We start from the raw sequence: 14,279 nt of genomic DNA on the forward strand, positions 1-14,279 counted from the left end.
TCCGGTGGTCAACGCGGGAAGGCCAAAAAACGCGTCCTCGATGATCCCGGCGCAGGCAGGCTATCGGGCCGCAATCATCTATTTTGACCGGGCACCCAGAGCACGTCGCCCGCGCCCGCGGCGTTCATAAAACGGCTGGCCACAAATAGAAAATCCGACAAGCGGTTCATGTATCTCACGGCGGCATCGCTGACCGGCTCACCGGGCCGCGCGGCGAGTTCCACCATCATGCGTTCCGCGCGGCGACAAACGGTTCGAGCCGAATGGAGATACGCGGCGGCGGGCGTCCCCCCTGGCAGCACGAACGACGTCAGATCGGGCAGCCCTGCATTGAGGCTGTCGATATCGTTCTCCAGACGCACGACCTGGCTGGACACCACGCGAAGCCGCTCGGCTTTGCCCTCGCGCTGAGGCACCGCAAGGTCAGCGCCGAGATCGAACAGATCATTCTGAATGCGGCCCAACATCCCATCAAGATCGGGCGCGCCGGAAAGATGCAACCGGACCACGCCGATCGCGGCGTTGGTCTCGTCAACAGTCCCGTAGGCGCCGACACGGAGATCGTATTTAGGGCGTCGCTCACCGGTGCCAAGCGCGGTCGTGCCGTCGTCACCTGTGCGTGTGTAGATTCGGTTGAGAACGACCATCGGTGCTCCGGTGCCAGGCTATCAATCCGTCACTGCCCAAGCATCCAGATCGTGACCATGGTGACGATGATCGCAACGAACTGCAGGACAACCCGCATTCGCATAAGCTTCTGCGAGAGGTTGGGACTACCGCCCCGCATCATGTTGACCAGACCCATCACCAATACAGTAGCGACCGAGGCCACCGCGACGGGAACCAATACCATGCTGAAAAACACTGTCATGGTTCATACATATCATCGCAACCGCAGCTGCGCCATTGTCGGCAACGAGATTCAATTCCACGCAACAATCTGGTCTTTTATGTATTGATATCAGATAGTAAACGGCGCCGAGGCGGCGCCCCTCGACGTTGTCAGGGTGAAACGTGAGACAAATCCGATACCTCTGTCTGGTCGGAACGGACGCCTTCTACACGTTTCTTGCCGACGACGGCTGGGCAATCGCAAGCCATATCGCGCTATCGGCGCTGATGGCGCTATTCCCGTTCCTGATTGTCCTGACGTCCCTGGCAGGCTTCTTCGGATCCAAGGAGCTCGCCGACCAAGCGGCAGACCTGATGCTACAGATTTGGCCGGATCAGGTCGCCAATACGTTGTCGCGCGAAATCCATGACGTGCTGACGACATCGCGCGGCGATGCGCTGACAGTCGGTCTCGTGCTCGCGGTCTACTTCGCATCGAACGGCGTCGAAAGCCTGCGGGTCGCCTTAAACCGCGCCTATGCGGTGATCGAGATGCGCCGCTGGTACTGGCTACGACTGGAATCGATCGGATATACGCTGGTTGCCGCGGTGACAACGTTGGCGATGGCGTTCCTGATCGTGCTCGGTCCGTTGATCATCGCCGCCGCGAAACGCCATATCCCGCTGATCGTCGAATCGAATGAGAGCCTGCTCAACCTCGCCCGCTATGGCATTACCATCCTTGCGATGTTTGCCGCGCTGCTGATCCTGCACGCGTGGCTGCCGGCGGGTCGGCGATCCTTTCTGCAGATCATCCCCGGCATCATCTTCACCATGCTGGCCTCACTGATGTCGGGCGTCGGCTTCGGCCTTTATCTTGCACGCTTCGCCAACAATTACGTCACAATGTATGCGGGCCTCGCATCGGTCGTCATCGCGCTGGTATTTCTCTATTTCATCGCCGCGATCTTCGTTTTCGGCGGCGAACTGAACGCGGCGATCATCAAGTCGAGGTTGCCGCGCGGTGTTTCGCTTCAAGCAGCGCAGTCGCTAAAGCCCGAGGAGAAACAGGCTTGACCAGAAACGCGTCGCCGCCGGCTGCGCGCGATGCCGCCTCATCGTCGCTCCTGCCGGACACGCCGATGATGGCAACGCGCCCCACGGGCGCATCAAGCGCCCGGATACGTCCGATCGCCTCAATCCCAGTGATCCCAGGCAGCACCATGTCCATCAGCACCGCATCGAATCCTCCTTGCGCGATACGCTGAACGGCATCCTCGCCTCGTCCGACGAACTCGGCCTGATGGCCAAGTTCGGTGAGAATTGTGTTGAGCACGACGCGCCCGAACGGATTATCCTCGACGCTGAGAACGCGGAGTCCGCTCGAAACATCCGAAGACCTATCGAGGTCGTCGCCAGACTGGATCGCTACCGGTCCCTTGGCTGGCGTCAGCAGAACGGTGAAGGTGAACGTGGTGCCGCCGCCGCGCCGCTGCGTCGCCGTGACATCTCCGCCCATCGCGCGCGCCAGTTGCTTCACCGAGGAGAGCCCGAGGCCGGCGCCGCCGAAGCGCGATGCGATAGAGACATTGGCCTGCGAGTACGGCCGGAACAGCCGCCGGATTTCGGCGAGAGACAAGCCGATCCCGCTATCGGATACCACGAAGGTCACGCCGATTTGTTCTCCTGACCGCCGCGGCGCCGTAACCTTGAGGACGACGTCACCCTGCTCGGTAAACTTGACCGCATTGTCGATGAGATTCTCCAGCGCCGCGCGCAGGCGGACGGCATCGCCGGTCACGAACACCGGCAACCTGTCTGAAATTTCGACAGCAGAGCGCAGGCCCTTGGCCGTTGCGCGGCCGGCCAGCGAATCGCCAGCGTTGCGCGCAAGCGCTCGCAGATCGAAGAAATCCTGCCGTCCGCCCGGCGCTGAACGGCGGCTTCGCGCCGCATCGACGAACAACGTCGCCAGACTGGCGAGATGGTCAGCGCCGGCCTTGATGGTCTCAACCCAGCGCCGCTCGCGCTCGCCGAGATCGGAGGTGGCGAGCAGATCACTGATGGCGAGAATCCCGGTGAGCGGTGTCCGCACTTCATGCGCAAACGCGGCAAGCGCAGCCTCGACGACGCCAGACGTGGATTGAGAAGGCGGCCGCCTGGTCTTTGCAAGCTTCGAGGACTTCTTCAAAACCCGCTTTCTCGCCGGTCGCCTTTTAGGCTTCGGCGACCTGCGCAACCCGCGCGATGTCGGCGCCATGATTTTGCTTTCCCCACCCCGCGCCAGCATGCCACGGCTCGAACGCGCGAGTCACGTCGGGGATGATTTGTCGTGCAAAGATGCTTTACGGCCAACCAACGCAGCCGCGTTGCGGCAGTTTCAAGGCAGGCCGACAAAGCTGCGGACCTCCCGGGGCGTCATTCCGCGGGTGCGTAGCTCCCCCAACCCGATCGCCTCTGACGACTTGGACAACTTCTTCCCGTCGCTATCGCGGATTAGATCGTGGTGGTTGTAAACCGGCTGAGGCAAGTCCAGGATTTTTTGCAGCAGCCGGTGCACGGCGGTCGACCCGAACAGATCCTGCCCGCGCATCACGTCGGTAATCCCCTGGAGCGCATCGTCGATCACAACCGACAAATGATAGCTGGTCGGAATGTCTTTGCGGGCGAGAATGACATCACCCCAGACTTCTGGTCGCGCGAGAACCTCGCCGGTCTCCCCGTCCGGGCCGGAGCCCCTCTCGATCCACGTGAGACGGCCTGCGAGCCGGCACGCCGCCTCCATATCCAGGCGCAACGCGAAGGGCGCGCCGGACCGCAGCCGCCGTTCGCGCTCAGTGGCCGCGAGCGATTTCGCTGTACCCGGATAAAGTGGTACGCCATCGGGATCGCGCGGCCAGGCGCCATCTACTTCGCGAGCTTTGACGAGCGCTGCAATCTCGGCGCGGCTCTCGAAACTCGGGTAAAGCACTCCAAGCATAGCGAGGCGGTCGAGCGCTGCGCGATAATCGGCAAGGTGCTCTGACTGCCGCCGCACCGGCATCTCCCATGAAACGCCAAGCCAGGCGAGGTCTTGGTAGATCGCCGTTTCAAACTCGGGACGGCACCGGGTTGCATCAATGTCCTCTATCCGCAGCAGAAAGCGACCTTTCCTCCGCTGGGCGGATTCAAAATTCATGAGCGCCGAAAAGGCGTGTCCGAGATGCAGAAAACCGTTCGACGACGGTGCAAAACGGAGAACGGGTGGCGGCATTGATCTTTGCTTGCATAACCGACCGTGACGCTGAAGTACTAACGAATGACGGTCCGCCTGGAAACCCAATCCGATCTTGACGACGCGGTCAGCGCGTTGGTGAAGCAGGATTCGCGGCTGAAACCGATCCTCGCGCGCACCGGCCTTCCTGCCCTGCGCCGGCGCGAGCCTGGCTTCGAAGGTCTCGCCGCAATCGTCTGCGGCCAGCAATTGTCCACCGCAAGCGCCGGCGCGATCTGGGGACGACTCAGCGCCGCCTTCGAGCCGTTCCACCACGACGCGATTCGCACGGCGCGCACCGACCGACTTGGCCGGCTGGGATTGTCAGCGGCAAAGATCGCCACGCTGAAGCTGCTCGCACGCGAGATCACGGCGAGCCGGCTCAACCTGGATGTGCTCGCCGAAGAGGATGCCGACGCCGCCCATGCGACGCTGGTCCGGCATCGCGGCATCGGACCGTGGACCGCTGACGTTTACCTGCTGTTCTGCCTTGGCCATGGCGATGCCTGGCCCGCCGGCGACGTCGCGCTCCAGGAGGCGATCAAGGTCGGCCTCGGGCTGACGATGCGGCCCACGCCGAAACAGATGGCGCCGCTCGCGGAGCCATGGCGACCCTTGCGCGGCGCTGCAGCGCATTTGTGGTGGGCATACTATAAGGTTATCAAGCGCAGAGAAGGTATCGTTCCCGAACCGAAGTAGACAGGACTGGCGTCGGCAGCGCGGACGGCCTGCGCTCATGCGCAAGATGGGAACTTTTCGACCGAACGCAGATTATACCGACGGGCTGTGGAGTTAAGCGTCGGGAAATGCCAAAAAAACATAATAACAACAAAGGTCTGTTCGACAGCGAGCATCGAATTCTTGTTCAAGGGGTTATCGACTACGCGATCTTCATGCTGGATCCCAAGGGGACCATCATTAACTGGAACGCGGGTGCAGAACGTATCAAGGGATATCATCCCGACGAAATCATCGGCCAGAACTTCGCGCGTTTTTATACGGACTCAGACCGCGCCGCCGGGCGACCCGCCCGGGCTTTAAACATTGCCAGTTCCACGGGGCGATACGACGAAGAAGGTTGGCGAGTCCGTAAGGACGGTTCCTTTTTCTGGGCCAGCGTCGTTATTGACGCCATTCGCGACGACTTCGGAAATCTCATCGGTTTTGCAAAGGTCACGCGGGATATCACGGAACGCCGTGAGGCCCAGCAGAAACTCGAGCGCGTGCAGCGGCAACTCGCAGAATCGCAGAAGATGGATGCGCTCGGCCAGCTCACGGGCGGTGTCGCTCACGACTTCAACAATCTGCTGATGATCGTCAGCGGCAACATCCAAACATTGAAAAAGATTGTCGAGAGCGAACCGAAAGCGCTGCGGGCGGTTCACGCCATCGAGACAGCAACCAAACGCGGGGCCTCGCTCACCAGGCAACTCCTGACGTTCTCCCGACGGCAAAGCCTCAACCCCTTGCCGACCGATGTCTCTGAACACATTCAATCAATCGCCGACGTTCTCCGGAGCGGCCTTGGTAAGGCGATCACCCTGCATATCGACACGCTCGACGACGCGTGGCCGGTCACGATCGACGCAACCGAATTCGAGACGGCGCTGCTCAACCTGGTCATCAACGCGCGCGACGCTATGACCGATGGTGGGCAGGTCATCGTGAAGGCGCGAAACATAACCAAAACGGACGAGCCCGAAGGACGCTATGTCGCCATCTCAGTTGAGGATACCGGAGACGGTATTCCGACAGATATCCTTGCAAAGGTGTTCGACCCGTTCTTTACAACGAAACCCGCCGGAAAAGGAACGGGTCTCGGATTGTCACAGGTGCATGGTTTCGCTCATCAAGCCGGAGGGCATGTCGGCATCGAGAGCGAACTCGGTTATGGTACCACAGTTACGCTCTATCTTCCGCCCACCGACACGCTTTGCGCAGAGGAAAGCGGGTCGAGCCGTCGCGGCACGAGAGCGAGAGGCGGCACCGTCCTGCTCGTCGAAGACAATCCGGATGTCGCGGAGGCGAGCGCGGGACTGCTTGAACAGCTTGGCTATCGCGTGCGAGTCTCCAACAATGCAGAGGCTGCGTTGTTAGAGATCGAGCGTGATGGCATCGATTTGGCCTTCACCGATATCGTGATGCCGGGAAAAATAGATGGTCTCGGTCTGGCCAAGATGCTCCGCGCGACGTATCCGCACTTGCCGGTGTTGCTGGCCACCGGCTACAGCGAAGCTCTTGCTGGACGCAAGCTGGACTTTCACGTTCTTCGAAAACCCTACGAAATTCATGAGCTGAGCCAGGCTCTCGCTAAGCTGTCCTCCTAGCGATTCCGCAACAAGGGTTGGCGGTTTTTGCTTCTTGCCGCGCCGGGAGTGGAAGAGGTCCAGACCAGCTGACGAGCTGGCCCAGCAGAAAAGCCGGGCTTACGCTCTTCACAATCCCGTCACGCTGACTGTACTATGCCATCGTAAGCCGCCTCAAAGCCGATGCGGCTGAACAGGGAACTGGAGCGTGCTCCGCAAAAACGCCGGTTTGCGATCAGAGTGCGCTCAGTCATAGATATTGGATGCATTTTCCACGGCAAACCGGCGTTTCACTTTGTCGGGAAAAGTGCTCTGGAGGCGCTAATTGAACGCGCATGTCTCGCAGGGCGGCTGGCCGGTGCTGGTCCTGAACGCAGACTTCCGGCCGCTGAGTTACTATCCGCTGTCTCTTTGGTCGTGGCAGGATGCGATCAAGGCGGTGTTCCTCGATCGCGTCAACATTGTTGAACACTACGACCGCGCGGTGCGCAGCCCCTCGTTCGAAATGCAGCTTCCGAGCGTGGTGTCGCTGAAGTCTTTCGTGAAGCCGTCGACCCACCCCGCCTTCACCCGCTTTAATGTATTCCTGCGCGACAGGTTCATGTGTCAGTATTGCACAGCTGTCGAGGATCTCACCTTCGACCACATCATTCCGCGCAGCAAGGGCGGTCAAACCACCTGGGACAACGTTGTCGCTGCCTGCTCACCGTGCAATCTGCGGAAGGGCAACCTGACGCCACAACAGGCCGGGATGTTCCCGCGTCAGGCACCGTTCGCGCCGACCGTGCATCAGTTGCACCGAAACGGCAGGTTGTTTCCACCGAACTATCTGCACGACAGCTGGTTGGACTATCTCTATTGGGACACCGAGCTCGATCCTTAGCCGCAACGTCGCCATGCCGCTTTCACGGAGAACGCTTAGCTCACAAGCTGATTGCTCGCATAAGGCATTGCTACATCTTCTGATGCCTACGAACGGCCTGTCCGCATATGCACCGCACGGAGAATCCGCATGGCTTCATTGACCGAATGGAAGGTGCCAAGCTCCGCCCAGCCGCGTCCGGAGGACTACCGCTTCGATCTGGACCGCGCGCTGTCCACCGTCGTCGGACTGCATTCTATTGTTCCGCCCGATGCCCTCACCGCGGACACCCTCGGCACCGAGCGCGCCGGGAATGGCGTCGTGATCGCCGATGGCCTCGTTCTGACGATTGGCTATGTCGTCACCGAGGCGGAATCTGTATGGCTGCATCTTGCGGACGGCCGCGTGGTGCAGGCGGACACGGTTGGCGTCGATCGGGAAAGCGGCTTCGGCCTGGTACAAGCCCTGGGTGATCTCGATCTTGAACCGCTGCCGCTAGGCTCATCGGCCGCCGCCAAAGTCAATGACCCGGTCGTGGTCGCCGGAGTCGGCGGACGGTCCCGTTCGCTCGCGGGCCAGGTCATCTCAAAGGAGGAATTCGCCGGCTACTGGGAATACCTTATCGACGAAGCCATCTTCACTCGCCCGGCGCATCCCAATTGGGGCGGCACCGGCCTGATCTCGGCAGCTGGCGAATTGATCGGGATCGGCTCGTTGCAGCTCGAGCGGGAGGACGCTCGCCGGAACGAGCATCTCAATATGAACGTGCCAATAGATCTGCTGAAGCCCGTTCTCGACGACCTGCGGAAGTTTGGGCAGGTCAACAAGCCGGCCCGACCCTGGCTCGGCATATTCACCGCCGAGATCGAAGACAGGGTGGTCGCCGTCGGCATCGTGCCAAAAGGACCGGCAGACCGCGCCGAACTGCGCGCTGGCGACGCGATCCTCGCGGTGAAGGGAGAAAAGGTGTCGGACGCGGCCCAGCTCTATCGCAAATTGTGGGCGCTGGGTCCCGCCGGCGTCGATGTGCCGCTGACGCTCCATCGCGAGGGAGACACCTTCGACGTGGTGATAAAATCCACCGACCGTGCCCGAATGCTGAAGAAGCCAAGACTTCACTAAGCAAGGCTTCTCCACTCACGGCGTCGTGCGCCTCATGACGCTGTCTTGCCGGAAGCCGCGCCAGTCCGCCATCTGACCTTTATTGCGTTGATGCGTTTGGAGAGATGCCAAGCAGACCTGAAAGGCGCGCGCGGGGAGCCGCGAGATCGGCCAGCGTATATCCTTCCAGAACCTCCATGAAAGCCCGTTGCGCCCGCTCCAACGCGCGCTTGAGCACGCAGCTCGGATTGATCATGCAGGGCGCGTTAAGCGGCTTCAAGCACGACACGATCGCCATATCCGGCTCAGTCGTACGAATGACCTCTGCCAGCCCAATCGTCTCGGCGGGCTTAGCGAGGCGCAGTCCGCCGCCGCGGCCGCGCACGGTTTCGATATATCCCGCTACCCCCAATTGATGAACCACCTTCATCAGATGAGCCTCGGAAATCTTATAGCTCCCGGCAATCTCCGCGATTGTCGACAGCCCATCGGACCTGAGCGCGAGATACATCAGTACCCGCAATGCGTAGTCCGAATAGGTGGTGAGGCGCATGCAGATTTTCCCGTGACGACGGTCACGCAAAAGCTATATTTTAGATATTGCTTTTGCGCAACTGCACATGTATGGACATGCTGACTTTTGTAAAGGAGCGTTTCATGCGCGAGAACGCCACGATCAGTGACACCGTCGCAAAGCCTTTCCTGTTGCCGGGGACGGTCGTCTGCAACGCTCTCGGAATCCGCAATAACTCCGGGGATTATTCCCACCTGGTCCGCATGTTGGTTAATTCACTGATTTGGACAGTGGCCGGAGTCATCGTCATGGCTTTTCTCGCATGACACTCGTGTCCGACAAAATGGATCACGTGACCGAGGACGGCATTCGCCAGCTCGTCGACGCTTTTTATACGAAGGTGCGCGTCGATTCCGAGTTGGGGCCGGTTTTCGAGAACAAGATCAAGGATAACTGGCCCCATCATCTTGAGAAGATGTACGCGTTCTGGTCGTCGGTAATGCTGACCACCGGCCGCTACAAGGGCAACCCTATGATGAAGCACATGGTGATACCGGGCATGAGGCCGGAGCTGTTCACCCAATGGCTCGCACTGTTCGACGAGACCTGCGGTGAACTGTGCGACGAGCCGATCCGCGCAGCCTTCATGGAAAAGGCCGAACGCATCGCTGAAAGCCTGAAAATTGCGGTGTTCTACCGGCCTGACCGGCCGTGGCCGCCGCAGGCTTCCACGAATGTGACGTGATCCGACGAACTGACGCTACACTCGAGTCCAATTCAACTGCGTTGAATCAAACTCTGTTCATTCTTTCGATTGAGCATCACTCATCCGAAAATCGGTTTCACTTTGCGCTGGTGCGGTCCTTCGGGTCGGGATCATGCTCTAATCGTGGCTTTCATTTTGTCTTCGTAGCCGCTGCTTTGCGCGCATCCGCGATGGCTTGACCGAACTGCGTCGTGGTCAATACGCCAGGCACACGGAATTTCCCGATAATAAACGCAGGTGTTCCGTTGAATCCGAAGGCGATCGCCTGATCGCTGTTACGCTTCAGAATGGAGTCGATCGCGCCGGCGTTGGCGACCATGTCCTTGACCGCGCGATCGACATCGATCTTCGCATCCGCCAGCAGTTCGCGAATGCGCGGCTCGGTCAAACGTGAACTGGTACTGATCAGAGCTTCGTGCGCGACAACGAATTTACCCTGATACTTGGACGCCAGCGCCAGACGCGATGCATAGACCGAACCGGGGCCAAGGATCGGCCAATCCTTGAGAATCAGCCGAACCTTGCCGTCGTCATGCACCACCTGAGCGAGCTCCGGCGCAAGCTTGCGGCAATAGGAGCAGTTGTAATCGAAATACTCGACGATCGTGATATCGCCATGCACGTTGCCCGCCGCCGGAATCTCCTGATCGCGCAACACTTGTGCTTCAGTCAGAACTTCGTCAGAGGTCTCGGCAAGCGTCGGCGCGCGCGTCAGACCTGCCGTGACCTCCCAGGCCGAAGGCCCGCAGCAGCCCGCGTCTTGTCGGGTTGCCGGACGTGTCCTGCGATTTTGGCATGATCGATCAGACGCCCTTGAGCCGCTTGCTACATTCGCTGTAGTAGCCGCCGCCCTTCATGATCCATTTCAACCCGCCATTGGAGTTGGTGGTCTTGTTGGCCTTGTATTGATCAAGGCAAGTGTGCCTGCGCCCCTTGCCAGCTGATTCGCTGGCATATTTCGACGACACCGCCGATGGGAAAACCGCGTTGCCGGCTGACGTGGCCGAAGGAGCTGCGGTCTTGGGCGCTGGCGTCTCGGCTGCCTCCGGGGCAGTTGCCGCCGCTCCGCACTGAGCCTTACGGAAGTCGTTCCACTTCTGACCGTTGAGCGTGCCCGCTGATTTCGCGGCCTGATACTTTGCGCTGCACTCCTGCGCGGTCAGTGCTTTGGCGGGCAGTACCGAAAGTCCAAGCAGACCGGACACCGTCGCGGCGCCCAGCAGTTTCAAATAACCTGTCATGTGTTTGTCCTTCCCGGACATCGAGGATGGGCCGACATCCTAGCGTCGCCCACGGCCGTTTCAACGCCGCGCCCGGACCGACTCCAAAAAAATGCTTCATGTGGGGGATCGGCTCAAGGCCGTTCAGCCACCGTTCAGGCCGGCTCCGCGACGTTGAAGCCGTTATCAACCTGAGGAATTTTTCATGACCACGTCTTCCCGCTTCATTGCGATCCTCGCTGCGTCTCTGCTGCTCGGCGGCACGGCATTCGCCCAGACTGCCGCGCCTACCGCACCCGCAACGCCCGCACCGACTTCAAAGATGGCGCCCGCCACCAAGAAGGTCCAAAAGCCGCGCACCGCAGCTTCGCTCGAATGCTCGAAAGAGGCCACCGCCAAAGGCCTGCACGGCAAGGAACGCAAGAAATTCCTCTCTGGGTGCAAGGCCAAAGCGGCCAACCCGAACTGATCCGCTCGCCCGTTAGTGTCGACAGGTCAACCAACCTGCGACACTATCGGGCTTGCCATCCGCCAGCCTGATCAAAATGTTCGACCGCAAGCGAGTCCGGGGTCGGTTCGCGTAAAGAATGCGGCTCAAAACAAGCTGTTGGAGCTCTACCTTGATTGCTATCAAGGTTGGATGTCACTGGATCGCGATGAGCGGGATGCGAGCGGAAAGCCGCGACACACTTTTCATCCCGTACTGCGCAGAGTTTACCTGACCTTGCCTGCCAAAGCTGCGATGCCCCACCCCGAGATTGCCGCCATCAGCAGCGAGATCAGCGCATTGTAGCCAGCCAGCGACAGGCCGAGGAAGCGCCACTGCACCTGGTCGCAACGCACCACCTTCACTCTATCGAGATTCTCAAGCAGACTTCCCTTGCCCAGATCGAGCACCGTTCCGCTGCACTCGGTCGGCCCCAGCCAGAAGCCCCATTCCACCCCGGCGTGATAGGCGCCGAGCCCGGCGTTGACCAGCACAACCAGCGTAAGAACGGCGAGAGGCGGTATGATGAGGCAACGTGGTGCGCCTTTCGCGAGGGCAAATGCCACGAGCAGGCCGAAGGGGAACGCAAAATAGTAGGCATAGCGCTGCTCGAGACAGAGCGGGCACGGCAGGATCTCCAGCACGATCTGAAAGAACCACGCGCCTGCGATTGTCGCTGCGGCGATGAAGGCCACGGCCAGCGTCGTCGCGAAGGCGGTTTTTCTACCGACTCCGGAGGCGGATTTCACGACAGCATCGAGGGTCACGGCTTCCTCCGGCGAAGTGCTTGGATTGCACCATGCGTCCTAGCTTGCGAGCCTTACCGCTGTCGAGCCGGCAGCCATCACACTGCAGTGTTTCGAGACCAAATGATCCTGTTGACGGGGGACGCTTGGCGCACCGGGTTGACCGGCAGGGATCGGCCGCTATAGTCCGCCCCGCTTCGCAAGACCACCGCCGCACTCGGCGTATGACTCGCGAATGCCCCTGTGGCGGAACTGGTAGACGCGCTCGACTCAAAATCGAGTTCCGCAAGGAGTGCTGGTTCGATTCCGGCCAGGGGCACCACGAAGCATTTCCAGACGTTCGTCACCGTTCGCGATCACACAAAAGGCTGCGAAATCGAGCCCGTTGAGGTTCTGGCTCTCCTTGAGCCGGTCGAGGCAGCCGGAAAATTGGAGACGGCAGCCCGTGCGAGGCACCATCGGCGCGATGTTTCGGCACGCCATCCAGACGACGCGGGCAAAGGCCGGTCCGACGCAAGCATTGCGAGGAGCCATTGCCACGCATAAGGTCAAACCACGCGAAAACCGATCAGGACACAGGTCCAGATGGTCGCCGCCACAGCTGCTATATCTCACGAGGATAAGGCCACCGCGCGCTGCTGTGAAATGTCGGCACCTCGAACGATGGTGGCCAAGCGATCCAGGGCCGCAACGCCTTATGGCTCACGTGATCCTTCGAATTCGCTTTCGAAGCGCAGATGCTTCACGCTTCGGCCATGACGCCGCACCAGTTTGAGGGCCTCTGTTCCAACCCTGATGTGCGTCTCAACATAGTTTGCGGTCACAACCAAATCCAACGCTTCGGTTTTCACACCCTCAGGGATCATAGGCTGGTCGGAAACGAGAAGCAGCGCACCGGTCGGGATGTGGTTGGCGAATCCGGCGGCAAAGATTGTTGCAGTCTCCATGTCGATCGCCATGCTCCGTGTGCGACGCAACTTCTCCTTGAAAGCATCATCATGCTCCCAGACACGACGGTTCGTTGTGTACACGGTGCCTGTCCAATAATCATGACCCAGGTCGCGGATCATGGTTGACACTGCGCGTTGCAGTTGGAATGCGGGAAGCGCAGGAACCTCCGGCGGCAGGTAATCGTTCGAAGTGCCTTCGCCGCGAATGGCCGCAATGGGCAGAATGAAATCGCCAGTCTGATTCTTGCGTTTCAAGCCGCCGCACTTTCCGAGAAATAGAACAGCCTTCGGGGAAATGGCGCTCAGGAGGTCTATCACGGTCGCGGCATTCGGGCTTCCCATGCCGAAATTGATCAAGGTAATGCCATCGGCAGTCGCATTGGGCATCGGTCGATCCGTCCCCTTGATCGATACCTCGTGCTGAGCGGCGAACCACGCGACGTAGCCGCTGAAATTCGTCAAGAGAACATATTGTCCAAATTCGCCAAGCGGCGTGCCCGTATAACGCGGCAGCCAATTTTCGACGATGTCCCTTTTCTCTTTCAGTTTCTGCTCCCACGTCAAATTGGCCGAAGCTAGATGCGCGTTTTCCCGCTGAAAGACACGGTTGAATGGATCGTCTCAGCTCACGAATCCTGCGGCTAGCAACAATCCTTCATTAGCTGATCCGGGACCGCGCGCATACCGCGAAACATTCATGCGTGGGGTTCGCGGAGAGGGACAAGGGCGCGCACTGGTCTAAGTGGAGAAAGGCGATGGATGGGTCCAAGGGAAGGCCCGTGGCCTTCAAGCGGTTGTGAACCGCGCTATGTCCACTAGTGCGCAGAACTCCGCTTTCGAATACGCGATGATGGCTGATCACCGCACGGATCATCGTGGCTTATCTCGGTGATGAGAACGCCCGATTGCGTCCCGCCTCTTTCTCACGGACAGGAGCGCGCCATGCAGACCCGGCGTCGTTTCAAGCAGACCACGTCGTTTCAAGACCGTCTTTCGGACTTCATCGCGGGCGCACGATCTGAGGCGGACGGTGGGCCGGGCGGTGCGGATCACTACGAGTTGCTGAAGAAAATTCGGCAGGCCGAAACTGCCGCAAACATCGAGAGGTGGGCGACCTCGCCCGAACTGCAGCCGCCGAAGTAATAGGAACAGAGACGGGCTCTCGACGTTGTCTGCCCGCGATGAAGTTTGACAGACTTTGCCCGCCGCGGCCCTTGAGCCCGGCGGGTTTTTCTTGCCGCAC

General features: G+C 60.1%; 17 protein-coding genes, 1 tRNA gene and 1 pseudogene. 10 read left to right on the plus strand and 9 right to left on the minus strand.

The features are described 5' to 3' along the window. Window positions 1–74 precede the first annotated feature (74 nt). Both AC1RT6_RS05775 and AC1RT6_RS05780 read right to left on the minus strand, forming a co-directional pair. Entirely contained in the window at window positions 75–647 is a 573-nt protein-coding gene (locus AC1RT6_RS05775; protein ID WP_079447874.1) for a cob(I)yrinic acid a,c-diamide adenosyltransferase, read from the minus strand. A gap of 29 nt (window positions 648–676) precedes the next feature. Then, a complete protein-coding gene (locus AC1RT6_RS05780; RefSeq protein ID WP_079447875.1) occupies window positions 677–871 on the minus strand; it encodes a twin transmembrane helix small protein in 195 nt (64 codons plus the stop codon). Between the two features lie 143 nt (window positions 872–1,014). On the opposite strand from AC1RT6_RS05780, the gene AC1RT6_RS05785 reads away from it, so the two are divergent. Then, on the plus strand, window positions 1,015–1,908 hold the full coding sequence (locus AC1RT6_RS05785) for a YihY/virulence factor BrkB family protein (protein ID WP_079447876.1): 894 nt from the start codon (window positions 1,015–1,017) through the stop codon (window positions 1,906–1,908). Here the strand turns inward: AC1RT6_RS05785 and AC1RT6_RS05790 are convergent. Continuing rightward, window positions 1,835–3,091, minus strand: a complete 1,257-nt coding sequence (locus AC1RT6_RS05790) for an ATP-binding protein (RefSeq protein WP_079447975.1) — start codon at window positions 3,089–3,091, stop codon at window positions 1,835–1,837. The two genes, AC1RT6_RS05785 and AC1RT6_RS05790, sit on opposite strands and share 74 nt — an antisense overlap. A 120-nt stretch (window positions 3,092–3,211) precedes the next feature. Then, window positions 3,212–4,084, minus strand: coding sequence for a tRNA glutamyl-Q(34) synthetase GluQRS (gluQRS, locus tag AC1RT6_RS05795; protein ID WP_079447877.1), 873 nt, complete (start codon window positions 4,082–4,084; stop codon window positions 3,212–3,214). Between the two features lie 45 nt (window positions 4,085–4,129). On the opposite strand from gluQRS, the gene AC1RT6_RS05800 reads away from it, so the two are divergent. From AC1RT6_RS05800 to AC1RT6_RS05815, 4 genes are all read left to right on the plus strand, one after another. Beyond that, window positions 4,130–4,783 (plus strand): DNA-3-methyladenine glycosylase family protein, encoded by a 654-nt coding sequence (locus AC1RT6_RS05800; RefSeq protein ID WP_079447878.1) that lies wholly within the window; start codon window positions 4,130–4,132, stop codon window positions 4,781–4,783. Between the two features lie 107 nt (window positions 4,784–4,890). Next, complete coding sequence (locus AC1RT6_RS05805; protein ID WP_472791389.1) at window positions 4,891–6,411, plus strand: ATP-binding protein; 1,521 nt, start codon at window positions 4,891–4,893, stop codon at window positions 6,409–6,411. Window positions 6,412–6,715: 304 nt separating this feature from the next. Further along, window positions 6,716–7,273 carry an HNH endonuclease gene (locus tag AC1RT6_RS05810; RefSeq protein WP_079447880.1) on the plus strand — a complete coding sequence of 186 codons (558 nt, stop codon included), beginning with the start codon at window positions 6,716–6,718 and terminating at the stop codon, window positions 7,271–7,273. 129 nt (window positions 7,274–7,402) lie between these two features. Continuing rightward, a complete protein-coding gene (locus AC1RT6_RS05815; RefSeq protein WP_079447881.1) occupies window positions 7,403–8,374 on the plus strand; it encodes a S1C family serine protease in 972 nt (323 codons plus the stop codon). A gap of 79 nt (window positions 8,375–8,453) precedes the next feature. Here the strand turns inward: AC1RT6_RS05815 and AC1RT6_RS05820 are convergent, their stop codons facing one another. Then, entirely contained in the window at window positions 8,454–8,906 is a 453-nt protein-coding gene (locus AC1RT6_RS05820) for an RrF2 family transcriptional regulator (protein ID WP_079447882.1), read from the minus strand. Between the two features lie 104 nt (window positions 8,907–9,010). On the opposite strand from AC1RT6_RS05820, the gene AC1RT6_RS05825 reads away from it, so the two are divergent. After that, window positions 9,011–9,193: a hypothetical protein gene (locus AC1RT6_RS05825; protein WP_158081546.1), complete on the plus strand. Its 183-nt coding sequence runs from the start codon at window positions 9,011–9,013 to the stop codon at window positions 9,191–9,193. A gap of 17 nt (window positions 9,194–9,210) precedes the next feature. Further along, a complete protein-coding gene (locus tag AC1RT6_RS05830) occupies window positions 9,211–9,612 on the plus strand; it encodes a group III truncated hemoglobin (protein ID WP_472791508.1) in 402 nt (133 codons plus the stop codon). A 151-nt stretch (window positions 9,613–9,763) separates the two neighbouring features. On the opposite strand, the pseudogene AC1RT6_RS05835 reads toward AC1RT6_RS05830, so the two are convergent. Together AC1RT6_RS05835 and AC1RT6_RS05840 are read right to left on the minus strand one after the other, a co-directional pair. Next, window positions 9,764–10,430: pseudogene (locus AC1RT6_RS05835) on the minus strand (DsbA family protein). A gap of 6 nt (window positions 10,431–10,436) precedes the next feature. Then, window positions 10,437–10,874: a hypothetical protein gene (locus AC1RT6_RS05840; RefSeq protein WP_079447976.1), complete on the minus strand. Its 438-nt coding sequence runs from the start codon at window positions 10,872–10,874 to the stop codon at window positions 10,437–10,439. A gap of 184 nt (window positions 10,875–11,058) precedes the next feature. Between AC1RT6_RS05840 and AC1RT6_RS05845 the strand changes: the two genes are divergently transcribed. Beyond that, window positions 11,059–11,322 carry a PsiF family protein gene (locus AC1RT6_RS05845; protein WP_079447886.1) on the plus strand — a complete coding sequence of 88 codons (264 nt, stop codon included), beginning with the start codon at window positions 11,059–11,061 and terminating at the stop codon, window positions 11,320–11,322. Window positions 11,323–11,567: 245 nt separating this feature from the next. On the opposite strand, the gene AC1RT6_RS05850 is transcribed toward AC1RT6_RS05845, so the two are convergent. Beyond that, window positions 11,568–12,107, minus strand: coding sequence for a disulfide bond formation protein B (locus tag AC1RT6_RS05850; RefSeq protein WP_087881201.1), 540 nt, complete (start codon window positions 12,105–12,107; stop codon window positions 11,568–11,570). Window positions 12,108–12,323: 216 nt separating this feature from the next. Between AC1RT6_RS05850 and AC1RT6_RS05855 the strand changes: the two genes are divergently transcribed. Then, a tRNA-Leu gene (locus tag AC1RT6_RS05855) sits at window positions 12,324–12,408 on the plus strand. 373 nt (window positions 12,409–12,781) lie between these two features. Here AC1RT6_RS05855 and AC1RT6_RS05860 read toward each other — a convergent pair. Beyond that, window positions 12,782–13,600: an AMP nucleosidase gene (locus AC1RT6_RS05860; RefSeq protein ID WP_244553547.1), complete on the minus strand. Its 819-nt coding sequence runs from the start codon at window positions 13,598–13,600 to the stop codon at window positions 12,782–12,784. Window positions 13,601–13,978: 378 nt separating this feature from the next. Here AC1RT6_RS05860 and AC1RT6_RS05865 point away from each other — a divergent pair, with 378 nt between their 5' ends. Continuing rightward, on the plus strand, window positions 13,979–14,179 hold the full coding sequence (locus AC1RT6_RS05865) for a hypothetical protein (RefSeq protein WP_079447896.1): 201 nt from the start codon (window positions 13,979–13,981) through the stop codon (window positions 14,177–14,179). The last annotated feature ends 100 nt before the right edge of the window (window positions 14,180–14,279 follow it).

The sequence above is a fragment of the Nitrobacter sp. MLSD-S21 genome (assembly GCF_058809865.1).

Coding starts and splice junctions, on each gene's coding strand:
- AC1RT6_RS05805 (WP_472791389.1), top strand. CDS start 4,891: ATGCCAAAAAAACATAATAACAACAAAGGTCTGTTCGACAGCGAGCAT.
- AC1RT6_RS05820 (WP_079447882.1), bottom strand. CDS start 8,906: ATGCGCCTCACCACCTATTCGGACTACGCATTGCGGGTACTGATGTAT.
- AC1RT6_RS05845 (WP_079447886.1), top strand. CDS start 11,059: ATGACCACGTCTTCCCGCTTCATTGCGATCCTCGCTGCGTCTCTGCTG.
- AC1RT6_RS05815 (WP_079447881.1), top strand. CDS start 7,403: ATGGCTTCATTGACCGAATGGAAGGTGCCAAGCTCCGCCCAGCCGCGT.
- AC1RT6_RS05790 (WP_079447975.1), bottom strand. CDS start 3,091: ATGGCGCCGACATCGCGCGGGTTGCGCAGGTCGCCGAAGCCTAAAAGG.
- AC1RT6_RS05825 (WP_158081546.1), top strand. CDS start 9,011: ATGCGCGAGAACGCCACGATCAGTGACACCGTCGCAAAGCCTTTCCTG.
- AC1RT6_RS05840 (WP_079447976.1), bottom strand. CDS start 10,874: ATGACAGGTTATTTGAAACTGCTGGGCGCCGCGACGGTGTCCGGTCTG.
- AC1RT6_RS05865 (WP_079447896.1), top strand. CDS start 13,979: ATGCAGACCCGGCGTCGTTTCAAGCAGACCACGTCGTTTCAAGACCGT.
- AC1RT6_RS05830 (WP_472791508.1), top strand. CDS start 9,211: ATGGATCACGTGACCGAGGACGGCATTCGCCAGCTCGTCGACGCTTTT.
- AC1RT6_RS05800 (WP_079447878.1), top strand. CDS start 4,130: ATGACGGTCCGCCTGGAAACCCAATCCGATCTTGACGACGCGGTCAGC.
- gluQRS (WP_079447877.1), bottom strand. CDS start 4,084: ATGCCGCCACCCGTTCTCCGTTTTGCACCGTCGTCGAACGGTTTTCTG.
- AC1RT6_RS05775 (WP_079447874.1), bottom strand. CDS start 647: ATGGTCGTTCTCAACCGAATCTACACACGCACAGGTGACGACGGCACG.
- AC1RT6_RS05780 (WP_079447875.1), bottom strand. CDS start 871: ATGACAGTGTTTTTCAGCATGGTATTGGTTCCCGTCGCGGTGGCCTCG.